This window comes from Candidatus Nomurabacteria bacterium (genome assembly GCA_016699085.1).
Taxonomy (GTDB): Bacteria; Patescibacteriota; Minisyncoccia; order Phycocordibacterales; family UBA9973; genus CAZLWF01.
The window spans coordinates 273,376-294,979 of the sequence record CP064958.1 but is presented as its reverse complement, the minus strand read 5'-3'; the positions used below and the strand labels follow the sequence as shown (position 1 = coordinate 294,979).

General features: G+C 39.2%; 20 protein-coding genes and 1 tRNA gene. 11 read left to right on the top strand and 10 right to left on the bottom strand.

The window, feature by feature from the left end; all coding sequences use genetic code 11:
* The first annotated feature begins 2 nt into the window (after positions 1–2).
* Positions 3–260, top strand: a complete 258-nt coding sequence (locus tag IPF86_01535; GenBank protein QQR50583.1) for a hypothetical protein — start codon at positions 3–5, stop codon at positions 258–260.
* Here IPF86_01535 and IPF86_01530 read toward each other — a convergent pair.
* Positions 257–2,761, bottom strand: coding sequence for a PBP1A family penicillin-binding protein (locus IPF86_01530; protein ID QQR50582.1), 2,505 nt, complete (start codon positions 2,759–2,761; stop codon positions 257–259). The genes IPF86_01535 and IPF86_01530 overlap by 4 nt on opposite strands.
* Before the next feature lie 69 nt (positions 2,762–2,830).
* On the opposite strand from IPF86_01530, the gene tyrS reads away from it, so the two are divergent.
* On the top strand, positions 2,831–4,243 hold the full coding sequence (gene tyrS / locus IPF86_01525; GenBank protein QQR50581.1) for a tyrosine--tRNA ligase: 1,413 nt from the start codon (positions 2,831–2,833) through the stop codon (positions 4,241–4,243).
* A 29-nt stretch (positions 4,244–4,272) separates the two neighbouring features.
* Here the strand turns inward: tyrS and IPF86_01520 are convergent, their stop codons facing one another.
* From IPF86_01520 to IPF86_01510, 3 genes are all read right to left on the bottom strand, one after another.
* Positions 4,273–4,416: a hypothetical protein gene (locus tag IPF86_01520; GenBank protein ID QQR50580.1), complete on the bottom strand. Its 144-nt coding sequence runs from the start codon at positions 4,414–4,416 to the stop codon at positions 4,273–4,275.
* A gap of 107 nt (positions 4,417–4,523) precedes the next feature.
* Positions 4,524–5,027 (bottom strand): crossover junction endodeoxyribonuclease RuvC, encoded by a 504-nt coding sequence (gene ruvC / locus IPF86_01515; protein QQR50579.1) that lies wholly within the window; start codon positions 5,025–5,027, stop codon positions 4,524–4,526.
* Entirely contained in the window at positions 5,005–5,529 is a 525-nt protein-coding gene (locus IPF86_01510; protein ID QQR50578.1) for a YebC/PmpR family DNA-binding transcriptional regulator, read from the bottom strand. The genes ruvC and IPF86_01510 overlap by 23 nt, the downstream gene beginning before the upstream one ends.
* Positions 5,530–5,689: 160 nt before the next feature.
* Here IPF86_01510 and IPF86_01505 point away from each other — a divergent pair, with 160 nt between their 5' ends.
* Entirely contained in the window at positions 5,690–6,097 is a 408-nt protein-coding gene (locus IPF86_01505; protein ID QQR50577.1) for a hypothetical protein, read from the top strand.
* 49 nt (positions 6,098–6,146) lie between these two features.
* Here the strand turns inward: IPF86_01505 and IPF86_01500 are convergent, their stop codons facing one another.
* The 3 genes from IPF86_01500 to IPF86_01490 all read right to left on the bottom strand — a co-directional run bounded on the left by IPF86_01500 (position 6,147) and on the right by IPF86_01490 (position 10,162).
* Complete coding sequence (locus IPF86_01500) at positions 6,147–6,728, bottom strand: hypothetical protein (protein QQR50576.1); 582 nt, start codon at positions 6,726–6,728, stop codon at positions 6,147–6,149.
* Positions 6,729–6,732: 4 nt separating this feature from the next.
* Entirely contained in the window at positions 6,733–7,749 is a 1,017-nt protein-coding gene (ruvB, locus tag IPF86_01495; GenBank protein QQR50575.1) for a Holliday junction branch migration DNA helicase RuvB, read from the bottom strand.
* A gap of 715 nt (positions 7,750–8,464) precedes the next feature.
* On the bottom strand, positions 8,465–10,162 hold the full coding sequence (locus IPF86_01490) for a type II/IV secretion system protein (protein ID QQR50574.1): 1,698 nt from the start codon (positions 10,160–10,162) through the stop codon (positions 8,465–8,467).
* Between the two features lie 145 nt (positions 10,163–10,307).
* On the opposite strand from IPF86_01490, the gene IPF86_01485 reads away from it, so the two are divergent.
* From IPF86_01485 to IPF86_01455, 7 genes are all read left to right on the top strand, one after another.
* The gene (locus IPF86_01485; protein QQR50573.1) at positions 10,308–11,276 is read left to right on the top strand and encodes a hypothetical protein; all 969 of its coding nucleotides are present in this window, start codon (positions 10,308–10,310) and stop codon (positions 11,274–11,276) included.
* Between the two features lie 248 nt (positions 11,277–11,524).
* Positions 11,525–13,702, top strand: coding sequence for a hypothetical protein (locus IPF86_01480; GenBank protein QQR50572.1), 2,178 nt, complete (start codon positions 11,525–11,527; stop codon positions 13,700–13,702).
* 183 nt (positions 13,703–13,885) lie between these two features.
* On the top strand, positions 13,886–14,332 hold the full coding sequence (gene tsaE, locus IPF86_01475) for a tRNA (adenosine(37)-N6)-threonylcarbamoyltransferase complex ATPase subunit type 1 TsaE (GenBank protein ID QQR50571.1): 447 nt from the start codon (positions 13,886–13,888) through the stop codon (positions 14,330–14,332).
* Positions 14,333–14,592: 260 nt separating this feature from the next.
* On the top strand, positions 14,593–14,946 hold the full coding sequence (locus IPF86_01470) for a hypothetical protein (GenBank protein QQR50570.1): 354 nt from the start codon (positions 14,593–14,595) through the stop codon (positions 14,944–14,946).
* An 85-nt stretch (positions 14,947–15,031) separates the two neighbouring features.
* Positions 15,032–17,419, top strand: a complete 2,388-nt coding sequence (locus IPF86_01465) for a hypothetical protein (protein QQR50569.1) — start codon at positions 15,032–15,034, stop codon at positions 17,417–17,419.
* Positions 17,420–17,452: 33 nt separating this feature from the next.
* Entirely contained in the window at positions 17,453–17,941 is a 489-nt protein-coding gene (locus tag IPF86_01460) for an isoprenylcysteine carboxylmethyltransferase family protein (GenBank protein ID QQR50568.1), read from the top strand.
* Position 17,942: 1 nt separating this feature from the next.
* Complete coding sequence (locus IPF86_01455) at positions 17,943–18,653, top strand: hypothetical protein (GenBank protein QQR50567.1); 711 nt, start codon at positions 17,943–17,945, stop codon at positions 18,651–18,653.
* A 242-nt stretch (positions 18,654–18,895) separates the two neighbouring features.
* Here the strand turns inward: IPF86_01455 and IPF86_01450 are convergent, their stop codons facing one another.
* Both IPF86_01450 and IPF86_01445 read right to left on the bottom strand, forming a co-directional pair.
* A complete protein-coding gene (locus tag IPF86_01450; protein QQR50566.1) occupies positions 18,896–19,417 on the bottom strand; it encodes a disulfide bond formation protein B in 522 nt (173 codons plus the stop codon).
* Between the two features lies 1 nt (position 19,418).
* Positions 19,419–19,814 carry a hypothetical protein gene (locus IPF86_01445; protein ID QQR50565.1) on the bottom strand — a complete coding sequence of 132 codons (396 nt, stop codon included), beginning with the start codon at positions 19,812–19,814 and terminating at the stop codon, positions 19,419–19,421.
* A 209-nt stretch (positions 19,815–20,023) separates the two neighbouring features.
* On the opposite strand from IPF86_01445, the gene IPF86_01440 reads away from it, so the two are divergent.
* Positions 20,024–20,096 (top strand) — tRNA-Lys (locus tag IPF86_01440).
* Positions 20,097–21,060: 964 nt separating this feature from the next.
* Here the strand turns inward: IPF86_01440 and IPF86_01435 are convergent.
* Entirely contained in the window at positions 21,061–21,555 is a 495-nt protein-coding gene (locus tag IPF86_01435) for a hypothetical protein (protein ID QQR50564.1), read from the bottom strand.
* Between the last annotated feature and the right edge of the window lie 49 nt (positions 21,556–21,604).

Here is a 21,604-nt window from a genome sequence, read left to right as displayed (position 1 = left end):
ATATGAAGACAGTTAAAGAATTATTACTTACATCATTAGGTAAAACTTTTAAAAAAAAGAAATCATTTGATGCGGTAGCTTCTATATTATCGAAAGCAGTAGCGGAAAATATTTCTATTGATCAAATTACCATCACTAATAATGTGGTATATCTTTCTATAAAACCAATCATAAAAAGCCAACTTTTTTTAAAAAAAGATACTATACTGAAAGAAATTAATGAAGTGTTTGAAACATCTCCAATAATTGATATTCGTTAATTAATACTAAAGGTTGAGTTTAGTATTTGCTGGTTGTAGACGCTATCATAGACGATAACTTTTAGATTATTTATAGAACTAGTCGTATTTAATTCATTTGGTACAAAGGTATATGTATGTGATGAAGTTGTACCTATATATTGATCATTAGCGTAAATATCCATTTTTTGAAATGGATAGAAGCCTTGATAAAGCAATGCAACAGTAATAGGGTTGACTGCTCCATAGAGAACTGTTTCTGAAGGGCTATTGAGTATGGCGGTTGGTATGTGTTCTAGAGTATGAACATCGTCAATGAGTGTTGGAATCATACTTGGTGCAATGCTTGGGTATGCAAATTTATTCGCATTCCACCAGTTTTGCACAGTTGTTTCAAAATGATCAAACTCTGGATCACTAGCAGGGTTAGCGGGTGGGGGTCCTAATGGATCATTTTTATTTACCCAATAAAGTATTGAATGAACATCAGTAACCACAAGTTCTTTCCTCGTTTCTGGTGGGGTTAATTCAGTGGCTAGTTTTCCAGAAACAGTATCTATAACAACACTTTGATTTCCCTGCCACACCCCGCGCAGTATTGGCTTTAGTGATGGGTCCGTATTGATGAGTGGCTTTTCAAACGAAGAGTTTGGATATTTAGCAAGTAATAATTTCATGAATTCATTCCACATAGGTCCATCAATAGCTGAACCTTTTTTCATCGGTTTGTTGTCATTATTGCCAGACCATACACCGAGTGCAACATCAGGTGTGTATCCCAAGAGCCACGCATCTTTATTATTATTAGTTGTACCAGTTTTGCCTGCAACTTCGTGTCCAGGAAAATACAAAAATGAATTAGCTCCAAAAAGCGGCGTGCGAGCAGTGTTGTCAGATAGGATATCAGAAATCATAAGTGCAGTATTTTTAGGAATCGCGGTTTTTGAAGAATCAGTATATGTTTCAAGAGTTACACCATCTTCATCTGTGACACTAATAATACCAGTTGGATCATGATGAATACCCGCTGTAGCAAATGTACTGTAGGCGGATGTCATATCGAGTAAACTAACCTCACCACCTCCGAGCACAAGTGTAAGACCATAGACTGAAGCATCGGTAAGAGTACTAATGCCCATATTTCTAGCAACGGTTATTGCATCTTTAATTCCCGCTAAATATAATACCTTAACAGCAGGTATGTTTCGAGACTGAGCAAGTGCATTTCGAAGATTGATAGGACCAACATACTTGTTGTCATAGTTTGATGGGCTGTAGCAGTCATTTTGAGAGTGTCCAGGATAGGCATTACCATATGGATCACAACTGCTCTGAAATTCTGTTGGTACATCAAAGACGACGGTATTAGGAGTGTAGCCTTTGTTAAATGCAGTTGCGTACACAAACGGTTTAAATGAAGACCCTGGCTGACGTTTTGCTGTTGCAATATTAAAATTGCCATCAATTGCTTTATCAAAATAATCTCTGGAACCAACCATAGTAATTATTTGTCCAGTTTTTGCATCAATAGCAACCATGCTAGCATTCGTTGCATTCCAATTTTTCTCATTTAGTAGCGCATTCCGTTTAACTATTTCTTCCGCTTTTGATTGTAAATCCCAATCAAGCGTTGTGACAACTTTGAGTCCTCCATTTTCAACAACATCTTCACCATATTTTTGAACTAAGTAGTCTTTAATAAAAAATACAAAGTGTGGCGCTTTAATACCAGTAGGCTCTTGTGGTAAAAATACAACCGCTTCCGCTTTTGCTGCGGCGTACTCTTCTGGTGTAATAAAATGCAAGTCATCCATGCGACTCAAAACAAGATTTTTCCTTTCCTCTAATTTATCAAGATTTTTACCAAAAGGGGAATAATAACTCGGGGCTTTAGGTATAGCAGCCAAATAAGCTGCCTCAGCGAGGGTAAGATCTATGGGGTGTTTACCAAAGTATGTAACTGAAGCTTCTTCAATACCATAAATACTGCCACCATACGGATTGTCATTGAGATAAATCGTGAGTATTTCCTCCTTTGTCATTGTTCGTTCAAGTTTAAGCGCCAGAATCCACTCTTTAAATTTGCGTGTAATTGTCTTTTCTTTGGTGAGAAGTGTATTTTTGACTATTTGCTGGGTAATCGTCGATCCGCCTTGGGAAAATTCTCCATGGGCGAGGTTTATGAGCACAGCACGTATAATGGAAGTGATGCGGATACCTTTATGCTGGTAGAATTCAGCATCTTCAATTGCGACGGTAGCATTTTTAATGTTAGTACCCATGGCTTCAGGTTGAATCTCTGTCCGTTTATAGTCATGATGGACATCATAAAGTAGAACAAGACCGGTCTTGTCATATATTTTTGTTGAATTTGAAATTTTTCTATCTTCAAATGCTCGGAAATCAGGGACTTGCAGTGTTGCTACCCAAATAAAAGCAGCTGATAAGATAAGTACTACCGCAGAAAGTGTTACAAGCGCTGTGCTCCGTAGAAAGTGCCTCTCTTTTTTCGTTAATTTCATAGAGCTTTATTCTACCATACGAGCAGACTGTATAAGGACAAAATAGCCAAAATATGCTAGGCTCTCACTATGGCAAAGCCAACTGAAAAAGAAATAGATGAACTCCTTTCCCGCGGCGTGGGCTCTTTCATTGATCCAGAAGGATCGTTTAAAAAGAAAATTTTAGAAACTCCAGAAAAAGTTGTCATTAAATTTGGCGTTGATCCTACACGCCCTGATATACATTTGGGTCATGCTGTTGTACTTAGAAAATTGCGAAAATTCCAAGACATGGGTTGTAAAGTTATTTTTCTTATTGGGGATTTTACTGCGCGAATTGGTGATCCGACCGGAAAAGATAAAATACGACCAGAAATGGATCAAAAGGAAGTTGAAATAAACATGCAAACGTACTTGGATCAAGTAGGCAATATTCTCACGATTGATCCAGAATTATTTTCTTGGATCAGAAATTCTGATTGGTTTTTTGGTATTACTGACATTGCTCCATCAGAAGATACTGCTATATCGCTTGATGTAGAAGATAGTGAGCACAAAAAAATGAGTGTGCCATTTGCACCAAATTCATTTATTGGTAAATCCGTCTTATTTGAAAAGACGCGAATGCAAATAACCCATCTTCATAATACAGATAACATCGTTGCCATTACACTCCGGGGATTATTGTGGACACTCAAACATGTTACTCATGCGCGACTTATTGAACGGGACATGTTTCAAAAGAGGATAGATGATGGTCGGGAACTCTATATGCATGAAATGCTCTACCCAGTGCTTCAGGGTATTGACTCATTTGCACTTGCGCGAATATATACCACCTGCGATTTGGAAATTGGTGGCACTGATCAAACATTCAACATGCTTATGGGTCGTGATGTCATGAAAGCTAATGGTCAACCAGAGCAGGCAGTTCTTGCTTGCGATCTCCTTGTCGGCACTGATGGTAAAGAAAAAATGTCGAAAAGTCTTGATAATTATATTGCGATTACTGATACACCAGAAGATATGTACGGCAAAGTTATGTCGATACCGGACGCATCAATTGCAAATTATTTTGAACTAGCTACTTTTACACCCCTTAATGAAATCGATGAGATAAAAACAAAACTTACTGATACCAACTTAAATCCTAAGGATCTTAAAATGAGACTAGCGCGGGAAATTGTGGCTATCTATCATGGTGAACAGAAGGCGAATGGTGCTGAAACTTTTTTCATAAATACATTTCAGAAAAAGGAAATGCCTGATCATATACCAGAACATATCGTTACACGGGGTACGCCACTCGTTGATTTTCTATTAGACAAAGGGATCATTGAATCAAAATCAGAGTTTGCAAGACTTGTTACCCAAAATGCAATCAAGATAGTGATGGGTAATGGCGAAAAGGAGACTATCGTCACTGATCCCAAGATGCCAATTGTTGAGAGCCTCGTGATTCGTATCGGCAAACACCGTTTTATAAAACTCGTCACAGACTAGTAAAAACACCCCATCATGGGGTGTTTTTACTAGTATCCTGCCTCTTCCTCCTCTTCTTCTGGTACGCCAACAGCATCGTCGGCTAAAGGCTCAAGATCTGAATCGATATCATCTGCTAGTGGATCTTCTTCCTCTCCTAATTCCAAACCAATCAATTCTTCTTCTTCGTACATATTTGTTACAAAAAAATAAAATGAATATAGTACACCTTTTGTGTATGCGATAGTTTTAACAAAAGTTGTTTATCTTTGCAAGACAAAAATACCAATACTGTGGAAAACTATTTACCTCGCTTGTATGACTGTTGACATGTCTCGCCGGTGAGTGCTATCGCTATGGCATCTATTTCATCATCGAAAGTCTTTTTTATTGGAACATCTATTAATTTTCTTACCATATCGTGTACGTTTTCTTTGGATGCTTTACCATAACCAGTAACTGCGACTTTGATTTCCATTGGTGTAAACTCCATAATTTCCAAGCCATTTTGCCGGGCGAGATACATAATCGTCCCTCTTGCCTCAGCTACCTGCATGGCAGTTTTCTGATTGGTGGTAAAGAAAAGTTTCTCAATCGAGAGTAATTTAGGTTTGTATTTTTTAATAAGTTTCTCAACATCATTGCCGAGCATAACCAGACGATCACAAAAAGTATCTTTTGGGTTTGTCGTAATACAATCTGAGTAAAGTAAGTTTTTACTACCTTCAAGTATAGCTACACCAATCCGGTCATAACCTGGGTCAATGCCTAAAATTATTTTATTATTCGGCATTGGTGTAGACATGTTGTACATCTTCATTAGCTTCTAGCTCTTCAACTAGTGTTTCAAGGATGGTGGTATCTTTATCAGATAGGGCAATAGTTGTTGTTGCTTTTAGTTCTCCGTCTTCTTTTACGAATGCCCAGGTAACAGATCCGATGCCCGCAAGTGCGAACGTATGATTTGAAAAAATATGCTTGATTTCTTGTGCTGTGCGATTGCGGTTGTCGGTCAATGTCTCAACCATGATCCCAACGCCGCCGGGGCCATATGCTTCATAGGTGATGTATTCCATGTCTTTGGTTTCAGGGGCTTTAAGGATCGCTCGCTCGATTGTGTCTTTCGGCATATTTGCCATTTGGGCTTTCTCTATAACAGCTCGAACTGATGGTGCGTTACGATCTCCATGAGCCAATTTCACATTTGTTGAAATGAGTCGTGAAAGTTTGCCGAAGATTTGGCTTTTCTTGGCATCGGTTGCGCCTTTTTGTCGTTTGATTTGTGACCATTTGGAATGACCAGACATGGGGATAGTATAAAGTATAAAGTAGTAAGTAGAAAGAATATTGACATTTAATATATTTATGTTAATATTAAAAGTGCTATGGTGTTCTTTGAAATTGTTTAGTGGTGACCAGAGTAGATGATAAGTACCGTCTTTTCTGTCCACCATTAAACTGGATTATATGATTAATAAAAAAATTCAGAAGTTAATAGCTCAGCGGAAAAACTCAACACTCCTTTATTTGCTGGAAACGGAATTAAAAGAGTACATTCTCGATTGGGAAATAATGGATTTAACCCTCGAAGAGGGGGTCGAGCCAAATACTTGTTCTATTTATATTTGGTTAAATGAACAGTATGCAAGAAAGCAAGAGAGGGAGGTCACAATCGACTTTGAACGTGACAATAAAGTTACAATTAGTTTCAGGGATGATAACCGCACAGATGAACATATGTTTAAAAATGTAAGTGAGGAAATCCTTGGAACAGTTGAATTTCTCGCAAGCACTGCTCGGTGGCTCAGAGATTTGATTGAACCAAAAATTCTATATACCGTTAAAGATAAAGGCATACATACCAAAACAATCTGAATTATTTGAAGTTAACAAGAACCCAAGCATTCTAAGATGTTTGGGTTTTTTATTGATTTAAAACTAAAAACTCTCCTTCCTTTAATACTATTGTTTCAAGTTTTTCTTTATAGGATTTCAATTTCTCTAAGAGTGCATCCCAGTCGATATTTAAACCTTTTGCGTAATCAGATTTCCAATGTGGAATAAATTTGATAGGCAGCAGACCCAGTCCATTGCCAATATTCATAGTTTTTCCAACTCCATAATATTTGACAATAGTATCTGCTCCACCGGAACTTCCGACGAGTACTTTTCCTTCAAGTTCATTTTGCCAATTAGGAATTGTGTTAAGGATCGACATGAACATACCAGGAATACCACCTTGGAAAAATATCACATCACTATTTTTCATCTGATCAATAAATTTTTCGGGTGACGCAAGTGCAAGCTCAAAACTTTCAAGATTTTTAGAAAAGAAATCCGTATCATTTTCAAATTTTTCTTTCCATTCTTCTTTCGCACGGCCAAAAAGGCAGTCAAGAATTTTTATAGGTTTATTAGTGGCGTTTTTAATTAATTCTTCACAAAATGCCTTGCCTCCGTCATCTGCTTTATGAATTTGTCCGCCTATTAAAATGTATTTGGTCACTATATTATAAGAGTTTTTCTTGTACGTCGCCTTTATATTCAAATCCCAAATGTTCGTAGGCTTTTTTAGTTGCTGTGCGGCCGCGGGCAGTGCGATCAAGCAATCCTCGCTGGATAAGGTACGGCTCAACGACTTCTTCGATAGTGGCTTCTTCTTCCGAAGTTGCAGCTGCGATGGTGTTAAGTCCCACAGGCCCTCCGTCGAATTTCTCAATGATAACCGTAAGCACTGCTCGATCGATTTCAGAAAGACCGAGCTCATCGATACCGAGGAGCGATAATGCCAAGAACACAGTCTTTTTATCCAAATCTTTCTTGTGGACTTGTGCATAGTCGCGGCAGCGCTTCAAGAAATAGTTGGCTGTACGTGGTGTAAAGCGGCTACGCTTGGCAATTTCTCCGATGGCTTCTTCATCGATCGTAACTCCCAAGATGCTTGCAGAACGCTTCACAATTTCGGTTATTTCTTGCTCAGTGTAGAACTCGAGGCGGAAGGTGCCACCTGAGAATCTCGAGCGAAGAGGGGCAGAGAGTAGTGCGACGCGTGTTGTTGCAGCGATGAGGGTAAATGGTGGCAAATCGAGTTGGATGGTTCGTGCAGAAGGACCTTTGCCGATGATAATATCGAGAATGCCTGACTCCATGGCGGGGTAGAGGACTTCCTCGATCATTTTGTTGAGTCTATGAATCTCGTCAATAAAAAGTATATCGCCTGGTGAGAGATTGGTGAGTATTGATGCAAGGTCGCCAACTTTTTCGATTGCAGGACCTGATGTTGTTTTCATTTGTCTGCCTGTTTCTTTGGCGATCAGGTGCGCAAGGGTGGTTTTACCGAGACCCGGTGGTCCGTAAAATAAAATATGTTCGGCAGTATGACTTCGTTCATGCGCCGCACGGAGTAATATCTGTAAATTTTCTTTGATGTGATTTTGCCCGATGTATTCATCCCACGTATTTGGTCGAAGGGTTGTGTCGAGGTAGTGATCATCGGACTTGATTGGTTGTTTCGAATCGCTTGACATAAAGTTTATATATGCTATACTCTCCTCAGTGAAAACCTTTTAGGTTAATAAGACCTCCCAAGTATACCATTACCCATATAAATCAAGGAGATTTAGAAACTCCAGTGATTTTTATTTTTCCACAGCATTTCCACAAAACCTTTAGAAATAAGGCTTGGTGGTACTTGTAACCACGGTATACTTTGAATAGAAACCTTGAGAGGACATGAATCTCTAAGCAATCAGATTTATCTCTATGCTTGTGCGTAGGACGCTTTGGCACTTAATTTATTAAGAGCGCTGGGGCCATCCTTCAAACTTGTGTTACTTATGGCGCCTAGCGTTATAAGGATTGTTTAGAGATTCATGTTTTTTCTTTTGTATATTAATGTAAGTAAAAAATAAAACACAATTATTTTCTTGTTGCGGAACTCATCCAATTACAATTGGATTCAAACAGTCCTCGCTGCAAAAATAATTGTGTTTTATTTTTCCCCAAACCATCCCTTTTTGCTTTGATTATATATTTCAAGAGGCTAGCGAGTGCGGCGGCGTGAACTCGAGGAATTTTTGAGTACAAAAATATTCGTACTCTTTAAATATATAATCAAAGCAATCACTCTTCATCCAAATCAACCACCCCGAACCACAAAATATATCGAATGCATATATTTTGGCTACGGGGCGAGAAGTGCTTATTTTTTTAATATCCACTATCAATTTTTCTAGTTGTTTCTTACTCCTCGTCGAGATCAACGACACTTTTGACTTCATCATAGGAAGTGATACCCAAAAGTACTTTGACGATACCGTCTTCTTTCATATCGAGTGTGCCTTGGGAAAGTGCGGCAGCTTTGATTTCTCGTTCGCTTGGATTAAGAGGAATTATTTTTTCAACTGCTTCATCAGTATAAATGGCTTCGTAGATACCCATACGTCCTTTGTAACCTGTCGTATTACATTTGTCACAACCCACAGGATCCCAGAGCTTGATCGGTGCATTTGGATCAATGCCATACTCAGTGAGGTTTTTGCCATTAGCGACTGCTGCCGTTAGAATACTTTTAATTTTTGTGGATTCACTTTCTGTCGGGACATGTTCTTTCTTGCAGACAGGACAGAGCTTGCGTACGAGTCGCTGTGCGATAGAAAGCCTTAGTGCCGCTGCCATAATTTTAGGATTGACTTCAAGATCGATCAATCGAGGAATAACACCGCCAGCGTTATTCGTATGGAGTGTTGAGAAGACCAAATGCCCGGTCAATGCTGATTCAACGGCAATTTTTGCTGTTTCAGCGTCTCGGATTTCGCCGACCATGATGACGTCTGGGTCTTGGCGGAGTGCAGCACGCAAGCCATCGAGGAACGAATAATTATTCTCGACTTGTGTCTGTGTAATACCAGGCAGGTGATATTCGATAGGATCTTCGATAGTGATGATTTTTATTTCAGCAGAATATATCCGGCGTAGGAAAGCATAGAGTGTCGTCGTTTTGCCGGAACCAGTCGGGCCTGTTAAGAGTATCAATCCGTTTGGTTTTTTGATTTCACGATCCATGAGCTCAAAGAGTCGTTTGGCTATACCCATGTCTTCGAGTTTTACTTGGATAGATTTCGGATCCAAAATACGCATGACGACTGACTCACCATACGCACCAGGAATGATCGACACACGCATACTTATCTCAGTGCCGTCTTTCATAAATATACTGAAGCGTCCGTCTTGAGCAATACTTTTCATTGTGAGCTTAAGTCCCGAGATAAGTTTGATGCGTGAATTTAAAAGTTTATTCGTATCGTGAGGGAATGTCAGTATGTCTTCGAGCACACCATCGAGTCGGAAGCGCAAACGCACATGATCTTCTTCGGGTTCGATGTGAATGTCGGATGCTTTGATAGCGATAGCACCGCCTAAAATAATCTCAAGCATGTGTGATAGCTTGTGAGTCTTGCTTTCACTGGTGACTTCTTCTACAACATGTGCAACATCTTTGATTGAGTGTACTTTCTCGGCGATTTCTTCGAGTGCTTCACCGGAAATATCGATGCCACCGGCTTTCGAAGCTGATGCCATAGAAAGTTCAGCGTATCTGCTCCACGCTTTCTCGAGGCTAGCGTGCGATGCCATGAAAAATTGTACGCTATAGTTTTGCTTCTCGAGAGAGTCGCGAATCGAAGCGAGCTCTTCACGGACAGGGGATCGTACTGCGACATCGATGGTTTTGCCGGCAATTTTAAATGCTGCAACTTCGGCCTTGCGAGCCTCTGGTTCACTAATCATGCGTAGTGCCTCATTTTCGATGGTGACACTGGAGAGATCAATATAGGGAATATCGTACTTGGCAGCTGCAAGAACTTTGACTAACTCTTCCTCTTCTAGCTTGTGTAGGTCTTCGAGTCGCTTGTTTTGTTTATCCTCATCGAATTGAATCATTGTCCTTATAATACAAGGAAATGTGCTAAAAACGAAGGAAATAGAACTCTTTTCAGACTACCTCTGGCTATTGACATATATAGTTAAATATGATAGGATATAGGTAAATAAACCAAAAAATTCATAATACCTTAAACGATAGACTATGAAACAAATAACGTTCTTAATTTTCTTAATTTTGCAAAGTGTTAGCCTGTGTTACGCACAGCCTGGACTAAAAGACGCTGGTTCAATCGCCTACAGCGATTGCATCAACGTAATGGTAAACATCGTTGATAAGGGCGATGTTGATGGTATCTTAAATTACGGCGCTACGAGCTTTCAGCTTGAATTAGCAAACCGGTATCGAGCCGCAGGTGTACCAATAGTCTACAAGGAAGATTTAATTGATGCACTCCATGCATCGTATTTAGCTGAGGACAAATTCAAGGCCGGGGAAGTAAAAATTTCATGCTCCCAGAATCCTGACGGAAGTTTCAATTATAGAGCCTTTCGTGCAAATATTAATGGTGAGCAGTTTCTTCACGCTGCAACCGGTGGAATGATTGGTTCAGCACGGTGTTTTAATTTTACAGATGATTTGCGTGCCCCCCAAGGGTTCACAAAAGTTACATCTGTGGCAACGACACCAGGTGGTGTTACTAACATTTTTGTTAACGCCGGTAATAACAACGGCAATAATAACGGTAACCATACTACCTACGCGGACACCACAGCTCGTTTGGCTGGCGCGAATTATTACCCCCCAATGCCGCCTATTAAACATACTGTAGTGGTTGAAACGTTGTATGTAGATAAAACTGCAACGACAACTACCACCAAAACAGAGGCTGATTGCAAAGAATGCAAACCCAAAAATGGCAAATATGCTGTGGGTGCTGCTATCGGTGCTGCTGCTGTCGGTACTGCTTGGATACTTTCCGAAACTTTAGGAAAGAATAACAAAGGATCCATTCCTGGATACGGGAATCCAAGTGGGTACCCATTTAATAATGGAAGTACAGGGACAGGAACAAACACTGGAGGTAGTACGGGAACCAATGGTCCTTGGACTAATACCAGCGGAGGATCTGGAGGAGGCTATGTATTAAATGGGGTATATTATCCCCAATAGTATCTTGCAAAATTATAAGCATACAGTGCGATTGTTTCGTTTTTATGAAACAATCGCACTACATTTTTAGTTCTTAATCGTCATACAGATTGATTGAGGCCTAAAAGATGTAGTTAGCAGTTTAATAAGGTTAACAGTAATAAAACTAGGCCAAAAGCTTAGGGTTAGTATACTATTGACTTATTTATTAAAATATGCTATTATTATAGCATAACAAGTTATTAGGTGCGCTTAATCACAATAAAAATATGAAAACATATATAACAAAAGTCGCTACCGTGTTCGCCTTCCTCGCTGTTTTCAGTGTTGGAGTATTTGGTGTGACACATAGCGCGCAAGCGTTTGTAAGCTTTAATAATGATCCTCAGGACTATGCGACACTTCGCGCAATCAATGCGACAAAGTATCCAAACAGTTCAAACTGGATTTCAACAACAGTGTCAGCGGATGCCGGTGATACTATATCTTTTGATATCTACTACCACAACACTGGTACGACAACTGCGAATAACACTCGCATCAAAATGTCACCATCAACAACTGGTCCTACTGAAGGCACTAGTTTCAACTACACAGCAACGATTACTGCGGATGGATACAGTGGTATCTCAGATTCAGTAACGATTGCAATCTCATCTCCACAAACCATGGCCTACATTCCTGGTTCAGCAGTTTGGTTTCCAAATCAGACGACGCAACAGACTATAGGTGATAGTGAACTTTTCACTAGTGGTATTAATATTGGTAACATTGCTCCTGGTTGGTCAACACAAGGGTACCTCCGCGTACAATACCTTATCAGTAAAGATACAGTTGCGACTGCAACATGTAATGATGATCTCGACAATGATGGTGACGGTTTCGTTGACTATCCAGCTGATCCAGATTGTACATCAAATACTGATTCAGAAAATGTATTTAACGGCCAAATCTTAGCTACCTGTAACGACCATCTCGATAACGATGGTGATGGCTACATAGACTATGGTGGTTACAATGGTTATGCGTCTGACCCAGATTGTACATCGTATACTGATTTTGAAAACGTATTTAATGGTCAAACAGTGTATACATGTAACGACCACCTCGATAACGATGGTGATGGCTACATAGACTATGGTGGTTACAATGGTTATGCGTCTGACCCAGATTGTACATCATTCAATGACTCTGAAAATCTATACAATGGTTCAAATAACACTAATCTAACAGTTACCACAAACTATCCAACAAACATTACTGATACGTCAGCAGTGCTCCAAGGATACTTGAATACAAATAATACTTCGTATTCAAATGTGACTCGATGGTTTGAATGGGGTACATCAAATAGTACGTACAATCTAGCCAACACTGTCTATGCTTCAGGTACACAGTCATACTCTGGTAGTTTCAACTACTCACTCTATGGCCTATCTTCTAACCATGTGTATTACTACAAAGCTTGCGCACAGAGCACATCGTCTAGTTCAGGTCCAGTTTGTGGACAAGTGCTTAGCTTTACGACGACAGGCGGTATCATATACAGCAATGTATCAGTTACCACGACTCCTGCTTCATCAATCACACAATCAAGTGCAGTACTAAATGCTCTTGTCCTTAACAGCTCAAATGATAGTGTCACTGGCTGGTTCGAATATGGTACAACAACCTCGATGGGTAAATATTCAACACAGCAAGTACTCGGTACCAACAGCACACTTAGCTTCTTCAATACAGTAACAGGACTTAGTTCAAATACTACCTATTACTTCCGTGCAGTTGCTCGTGCAAATGATGGCACCTTGAAGTACGGTCAGATACTTTCTTTCCGAACACTTTCAACTAGTGTTGCACCGGCACCAATTGTTATTCATACAGGTACCGTTATTGGTACAGGTAATGGTAACGGTGACATCATGCTTACAATCGATTCACGATATGAAAACGTGTACGTTGGTGACATCATTGACTACACAGTAATCTACAAAAATATCAGTGGACGAACACTCCAAAACGCAATTCTCCGTGTTATCTTGCCACAAGATATTTCCTACCGTAACTCTTCAACTGGCTTCTTCTCAAATGCAGATAATGCACTTACGATTGAGCTAGGTAGCCTTATTCCTAACCAGACAGGTACATACTACCTCTCAGGTCAGGTCGCTGGTGTAGCTCGCTATGGTGATACCTTGGTTGCAACAGCAAACTTGGTATATACCAATACAAATGGTGCTCAGCAAGAAGCAACAGCATACGAAATCAACCATGTAAATAATGTCAGAAACGCACTTGCTGGTCTTGCCTTCTTAGCTGGATTTGGATTCTTTCCAAACTCACTATTTGGCTGGTTGCTCCTTCTCCTTATCATCCTTGCTCTCGTATATCTAGCTCGACGACTCTATATGTCTCGCCGACCTGGACCAACAGGACCAATGTTTAGTTAAGAGAACACAACACAAAAAATCACCCCACACGGGGTGATTTTTTGCTGTTATATTTCCAAACACTTCATAATCAAATATTTTTTGCCTCTCAAACTCGCCCCGCATGAGCGGGGCTCAAACAATGTTCGGCTCAAAATATTTGATTGCTCCGTTTCAAAGACAAGGTTGTGATATAGTGCAGGAATGAAAAGGATATTTACTGAAAAAGAACTTCCAGGTATAGCCAAAGAAATTTTGAAACAACTTTTGACTTTAAGACTTTCAACTCACCGCAAAGCACAAGTTGTCGCACTCTCCGGTGAACTCGGTGCAGGGAAGACAACGTTGACCCAAGAAATTGCTAGACAGCTTGGTATCAAGGAAAACGTCAATTCTCCAACGTACGTCATTATGAAAAAGTACAAGATACCACTTATGATTCCCGGCTTTCGACTTTTGATACATATTGATGCCTATCGTCTCGACAGTGAACAAGAATTGGAGAAACTTGGCTGGCAAGAAATAATAGCTGAACCAGAAAATTTGATTTTAATTGAGTGGCCAGTGCGAGTGAAAAAATTGATTCCAAAAGATGCGGTGAGAATTTCTTTGGAACACAAGGATCAGTCTCGCTCAATACGGATCACATAGTTAGAGCTTAAGGCTCTAACTATGTTTTGCATAATTCCTAAAAGAATTCCCCAGGGCTTACCGTGGGTTCTTGATAGAAAAATCTTGGTTTAAAATATTGGAGTTGTTTTTTTGACAAAATGCTATAAATAATGTATTGTTAAGAAAACTTAAAAATGATACAGAAATTAAGAACTTCCTTAGAAAGTGCAAAGCTGTGGGGCAATAAAAATATGACAGCTTTGGTGATCAGCCACATTATATGGGCATTTGTCTGTAGTATGTCTATCAATTTGTACTCAGATTTTGCTTGGACACTACAAGAGTATTTCACGATTCTTTTAGTGGGGTTAATGCTTGTCATGCCAACCAGTTTCTTCTTAGCGCAATATCTAATAGAGACACACCGACTCTTTGAAAAGGGTGTAGATATTTTTAGTTATCAGAAACCAAAAGCGCTTGCACCGGTTGTGATAATATTGTTTGCAACGACACTCATTTTTTCAATTATTGTAAGATTAGATTTTGTATTAATCATGATGATTATTTTCCCTGTTATTGCAGTTACAGGATTCATGACAACTTCTCTAACAATGTTTCTTTTAGAAGTACACAAAAGTCTGTCATATGATTAGTTCACAATAACCGAACTTCTTCGAATTACATTCAAAGAGGTTCGGTTTTTTATTTTATGTAAACACGTTATAGTTAGCAGATAATATGAGAGATAAGAAAATAATCAAAAAACGCCTAATTTTGCTTGATTCTCATGCGATTATTCACCGAGCCTATCATGCCTTGCCTGATTTTATGAGCTCAAAGGGTGAGCCGACTGGGGCGCTCTATGGTTTATCGACTATGCTCATGAAGATAATTACCGATCTCAAGCCTGACTATATTGTTGCCGCCTATGACTTGCCGCAGAAAACATTTCGCCACGAAGTATACGATGCGTACAAAGCTGGACGCATGAAAGCCGATGATGACCTCGTCACTCAGATCAAAAGTTCTCGAACTATATTCGAAGCATTCAATATTCCTATGTATGATGCGCCGGGATTTGAGGCTGATGATGTCTTGGGAACAATTGTTGAGAATATGAAAAAAGATAAAGATATAGATATTATTATTGCCTCAGGTGATATGGATACATTGCAGCTTGTCGATGATGAGAAGGTCCAAGTCTTTACCTTGAAGAAAGGCATCAATGACACGATTCTCTATAATGAAGATTTGGTTGTGGCACGCTATGGTTTCAAGCCGAAACTTCTCGTTGACTATAAAGGGCTTCGTGGTGATCCGTCAGATAATATTATTGGCATCAAAGGTATTGGCGAGAAAACAGCAACAACGCTTATTCAAACATTTGGCACCATTGAAGAGATTTATAAGAAATTAAAAAAAGACAAAGCAGCTTTCAAGAAAGCAGGCATCACTGACCGCATCATTACACTTCTCGAAGAAGGAGAGGATGAAGCCCTTTTTTCTAAAACACTAGCAACCATTAGGCGTGATGCAGCTATAGCATTTCAACTACCAGAGAAAACGTTTCGAGACAATATTGATGTTTCTAAAATCGAAATACTTTTCCGTGAGTATGAATTTCGAAGTCTTATTGCTCGAGTTGGAACAATTTTTAATGTTGCAATTGTGGCAGAAGAAAAAACAGAAATACCCCAAGAGCAAGTCGACCAGAAATTATTTAATGAAACTGCAATCGCTCTCTGGCTTTTGAATTCAGAATTAACCAATATTACCCTTGCTGACATGCTCGCCTATGCGCATGTTGCTACATTTGATAGCGCGCGGACAAAGATCCTAGAAGATATCAAAACCAATGACTTGTCATATGTGTATGAACAAATAGAGCTTCCGATTATCCCTATCGTTGATGGTATCTATGAGACAGGTATCGAAGTCGACAAGGCTTATTTAGAAAAACTTTCGAAGACGTACCACAAGGAACTTGCTAGTCTCGAAGCTAAAATATGGAAACATGCAGGCAGAGAGTTTAATATCAATTCACCGAAGCAGCTAGGAGATATACTCTTCGACGAACTGGCGATCAACGAGGGTACGGGCACAAAGCTCAAGAAAACTGCAGGCGGAGCGCGTTCGACACGGGAAAGCGAACTTGTGAAGCTTCGTGATGCTCACCCAATCGTTGCTGACATATTACTGCACCGGGAATTACAGAAATTACTTTCGACATATATAGACACGTTGCCGTTACTTATAAGTGACGACAAACGATTGCATGCCAAGTTTATCCAGGCAGGCACAACAACTGGTAGGTTTGCCTCCCAAGATCCAAATTTGCAAAATATTCCCACTCGCACAGAACTTGGTAGAAATATCAGGAATGCTTTTGTTGCCAAAAAGGGAAGTGTGCTCTTAGCATTTGATTATTCCCAAATCGAGCTTCGTATTGCTGCACTTCTATCACAAGATCCTTTTATGATTAAAGTCTTTCAAGAAGGCAAAGATGTGCATGCTGCTGTTGCTTCGAAAGTGTTCGGTGTACCAGAAGATAAAGTAGATAATGAAATGCGCCGTCGCGCCAAAGTTATTAATTTCGGTATCCTCTATGGTATGGGAGTTACGGCACTGAGGGAGAATCTCGGTACTGATCGGAAAACTGCACAGGAATTCTATGATAATTACTTTGCACAATTTCCTACAATTCGAGAGTATTTAGATACGGTCAAAGCTGATGCGTATAAGTATGGCTATACCAAGACTCTCTTTGGTCGTAAACGTTATTTCCCAGGATTGAAATCTAAAATGCCATTTGTACGCGCTATGGCAGAGCGCATGGCGATCAATGCGCCAATCCAAGGTACAGCAACTGCAGACATCGTCAAATTGGCAATTCGGGATGTTCAAGTAAAGCTTGAAGAAAACAAAATTGTAGATAAGGTACTGCTTGTACTGCAGGTGCATGATGAATTGGTCTATGAAGTGGACACATCAGTTGCACTACTGGCAAAGCAGATAATTGGTAAAGCTATGCAAGACATCATCCCGCCATCATTCCTTGAGAATCTTAAGTCAGTACCAATCGAAGTTCATAGCAAAGAGGGTGCTCATTGGGGAGAATTGAAATAGGAGGGGTATGGTATACTTTGCAAATCATACGCTATGCAGAAAAAACATATACAATTTTTGGGCCATATAACCAATATTCATCAAGTTCTAGCGCATTCATATTTAATCTATTTTGCAGCTGCAATATTTGGCTTTATTGTTGATTACTTCTACCCATTTCGGATTTTTGGTGGAACGATTATAGCTTTCGGTCCCGTACTCCTGATAGTTGGTACGGCGCTTATATATTGGGCGCAACATACATCGGAAATGACCGCTAAAAATCGAAAAGAGCATGGTATAGGTATGACACCAGCTGATTTTATGTATGGCCCGTATAAATATACGCGCAGTCCCACACATATCGGCCTTGTGTTTTTAGTGCTTGGTTTTGGCTTCATTATGAATTCTGGACTTATTGTCATGGGTGCCATTGTTGCCTATGTGGTCACTCGATATACCTATATCAGACGCGAAGAAGAAATTTTGGTTGAACGATATGGTGAGGCGTATGTAAATTATAAAAAAATAGTTACATTCTAGTATGCTTTTTGTTTTCTACGGCACTGATACAGATAAGCGACAGAATGCTGTAAAGGAATTGGTGAACAATGATTTATATAAAGCATACGAAACCATTACACTTAATGATTTGACGGCAAAGCCTGAATTACTCACTCAATATTTTGAGAGTACATCACTCTTTGGACAGGCTTACGTAGTTATCCTCGATGGAGCGATGATGGTAAGCGAGGTCAAAGACTATATCCTATCAAACATAGAAACAATAGTAGATTCACCTGCGGTTTGTGTTATTTCTGAAGAGACAATACTTGCAGCTGAGAGAGAATTATTTAAAAAAAATGCAAAGTTATGTGCAGAATATGCCTTACCAAAAGAGCGTAACCAAGTGTGGACGCCATTTGCATTTACTGAGCGTGTTGGTATGCGCGATAAAAAAGGAGCATGGGCAATGTATACGGAGGCTATACTCCATGATAAAAGTCCTGACGAGATTATTGGTGCACTTTTCTGGCTCTTAAAAACAGTAAGCCTTCTAACCAAGTTGCCAAAAGGTGCACCCTCTGGACTTAATCCCTATGTTGAAAAAAAATCCCGTACTTATATGACGAAATATACTAACGACGAGCTGTTCGCATTCCGGCAGGCAATTGTAAAACTGTATCATGATGCGAGACGAGGTACAGTATCGATTGATGAAGGACTTGAGGCGATACTGCTGGCATATATGTAACATAAAAAAAGAGCCTCGTGTTTGGCTCATAGAAATCTATGGGGCAAACATGAGGCTCTTTCTCCTATCCTACGATAAAGAACATACTATGCACAAATAATTCTGTGCTGAAAGAACTGTTTCGATATTTTTTCCATACCACTAATTTGATGCCTAAACGGCAAGCTCTGGTTGGAAATATAAATGTACTTGCATACAGTATATGCTATTTTCTGCACTTGCGTAAGAACATCTGTGGATAACTACTCCTTGGATTCTTTGGGTAATAGCAAAATGACTGCAAAAAGACCAATAAAAGCACAAAGCGCCATAAGCGGTATAGACATAAAGCCGAGTGTCGTCACCAGCTGCTGCGTGCATGAAGCGGCTGCATCGCAAGGTAGCGGCGAATAGTCAGTATAGTAGATGAAGTTGTGGTAGGCAGATATGATTCCTCCTATAGCGGTTAACCATAGTGCGATATTCCGGATGATATAGGTCGGGTATTTTTTCCAAAGAGCGAGTCCGAATACTATCGCTTGTGGGTAAATAAAGATCCGTTGCAACCAGCAAAGCTTGCATGGAGGGAAACCGATGATTTCCGAGTACAAGAGGCTCATGCATATAGCACCGAGCGAAATAATAAAACCAAATAAATATGCGTGCTTGACAACCCCTTCTGGGATTTTGATTTTACATATTTTACAGATAATAAGCACACTTCCGCTAAGTCCAATCACAATCGCACTTATTGTCGTTATGTTGTTGAGAATCGTTGTGAACATATTATGGGAGTGGGCAGTTAGTCTTAGCGCCTAGAGTTTTGAGAGATTGTTCACCAGAGAGTGTTGATCCATCAGTAAATACCCAGGTAGGGTAGCTCTTGATGCCTGCATCAATACAGATCTGTGTTTGGCTTTTACTGTCTGGTGTTGAGCATTCGACATATGGCAAGAGTTTGGAGGCGCTTTTACTAAAGAGCTGCTTTTGGGTGGCGCAATGAGGACACCAGAAAGCACCGTAAAACTTGGCGCCACTGTCAGCTATACACTGTGCAAACTGCTCAATCGGTGCAAGTACTTTAGGGTCAGTGCTTTTTTGGCTATTAATAAAGATACTAGCAATAATAAGAACAATAATCCCTACAACAATTGCAATACTGATTTTGGTTTTTGGTTTCATAGTACTAGTTTAGCACAGGTTACGGAGTGAAGTATGTTTTTGTAAACTATTTTATTTACCACCAATATTGATTTATGTGTGTAAATATGTTACTTTTTAAAGCGTTTAGTACAGAGTAATGTCTGTAATTTTTATTCATTTGCGCCATAGCTAGTCGTAGTGGCTTCAATAGAAAACATAGAATAGTGTAGATTTTAAAGTAGATATATGCGCCCGTAGCTCAGTCGGTAGAGCAGCTCCCTTTTAAGGAGATGGTCGTAGGTTCGATTCCTACCGGGCGCACAAATTTTGAGATTTGAAACGTGAGAAAAATTTTGGAATTCTTGATTTCACGTTGATATATAAAGGTATTTCGTGAGTTGGAGAAAATCTCGGTTCATAAGAAAACTTTACAAAAATAGAGAACTGCCCCTTAAAAAAGAGGTTGGATGAGCAGTTCTCTAAGGGAGGTAGTCGTAGAATCGATTATTTACCAGGGAAAATTTGCTAGGTATGATAAATTTTCTGGTCTTGATTTAATTTTAGAAAGCATTTTACGTTCCTGTCTGAATTCTCTACTTTGCGGGAGACAGTAAATCACATGTTTTCCACTTTTCACATTAACTTTTCCGATGTGTAAATGATATAGTTCTAAACAAGCAGTTTAAATTATCTATTTGTTTAGGTAGAAAAATTGCCAGCTCTTCGAGAATGAAGAGGTTTATTAACTAACTATTTTATATTTATGAAAATAACTATAACAATACTAGTAGTACCACCTTTCGTTCTCGGCGGAACCAGCAAAGCTAAATTTTCAGAAATTTAGTAAGTAAATGCATCCTACCAAGAGAGCGGAAGTACAAGTCTAAAAAGAATTGTCTGGTAGGATGGTAAGTTATAAACACCCCTCTAAGGGTGGAATAAGGCAGAACTGTCTGAACACTTCTGTACATTCTAAGCTTATTGGAAAACGACAATAATTTGAAGCAAACAAAAGACCCGATTTAGAGATCGGGCTTTTGCTTGTTTAGGTTATTTAACGCGTTGCTTAATTAAGCAATTTAAGTATATCACATGTTCTGTAGGGAGTGATCCTTTTTTAAAAGACCTTGACATTATAAAGTATAATGTTACTTTATTGACTTGTGGATATCGTTTATGTTATTATTGAAAAGTGTTTGGGGGGTCTTTACCCCGTCACGGTTAGAAACCAAACTGTAACCAAACACACTAAAACTCACCAAGGAAACTTGGTGGTTTTTAGTTTCTAGTCATTTTCTAAATCACCAGTATGTAGTTTTAATTCCTTGTTACTTTTCCAGAATGGAATAATACTCCAAAACATTTTAATACCACCTGATACTTGTTTAACAATTACCTTCACTCTTTTATCAAACTGACCATCTTTTAGAATTGCAATAAAAGCATAATATGTAACTTCTTTTAACATTTTTTCATGTCTTGTGTTGGTGTCGATATCAATAAACATTTTTTTGGTTTGAATTTCTTGGAGTGTATAGCTACTCTTCAACACTAGTGGAGCAAGATGAATATTTTTCAGACGCATATACTGATCTTTCCTATCGCGTGCTACTCTCTCGGATTTAAATTTAATATGTTTAATTCCTTTATCGTTAAATGCAACTTTTTCTTTGAAATATGGACAGTAAACTTCGCTGACAGTCTTATAAAAAACTTCAGCTTTCTCTTTTATTTTTATATAATTTGCGTCGATATTTATATCATTCTCAATATCACTCATGGTCAAAATTCTACCACATCTCCTTTATCTTGTGGCATTTCCCAATATC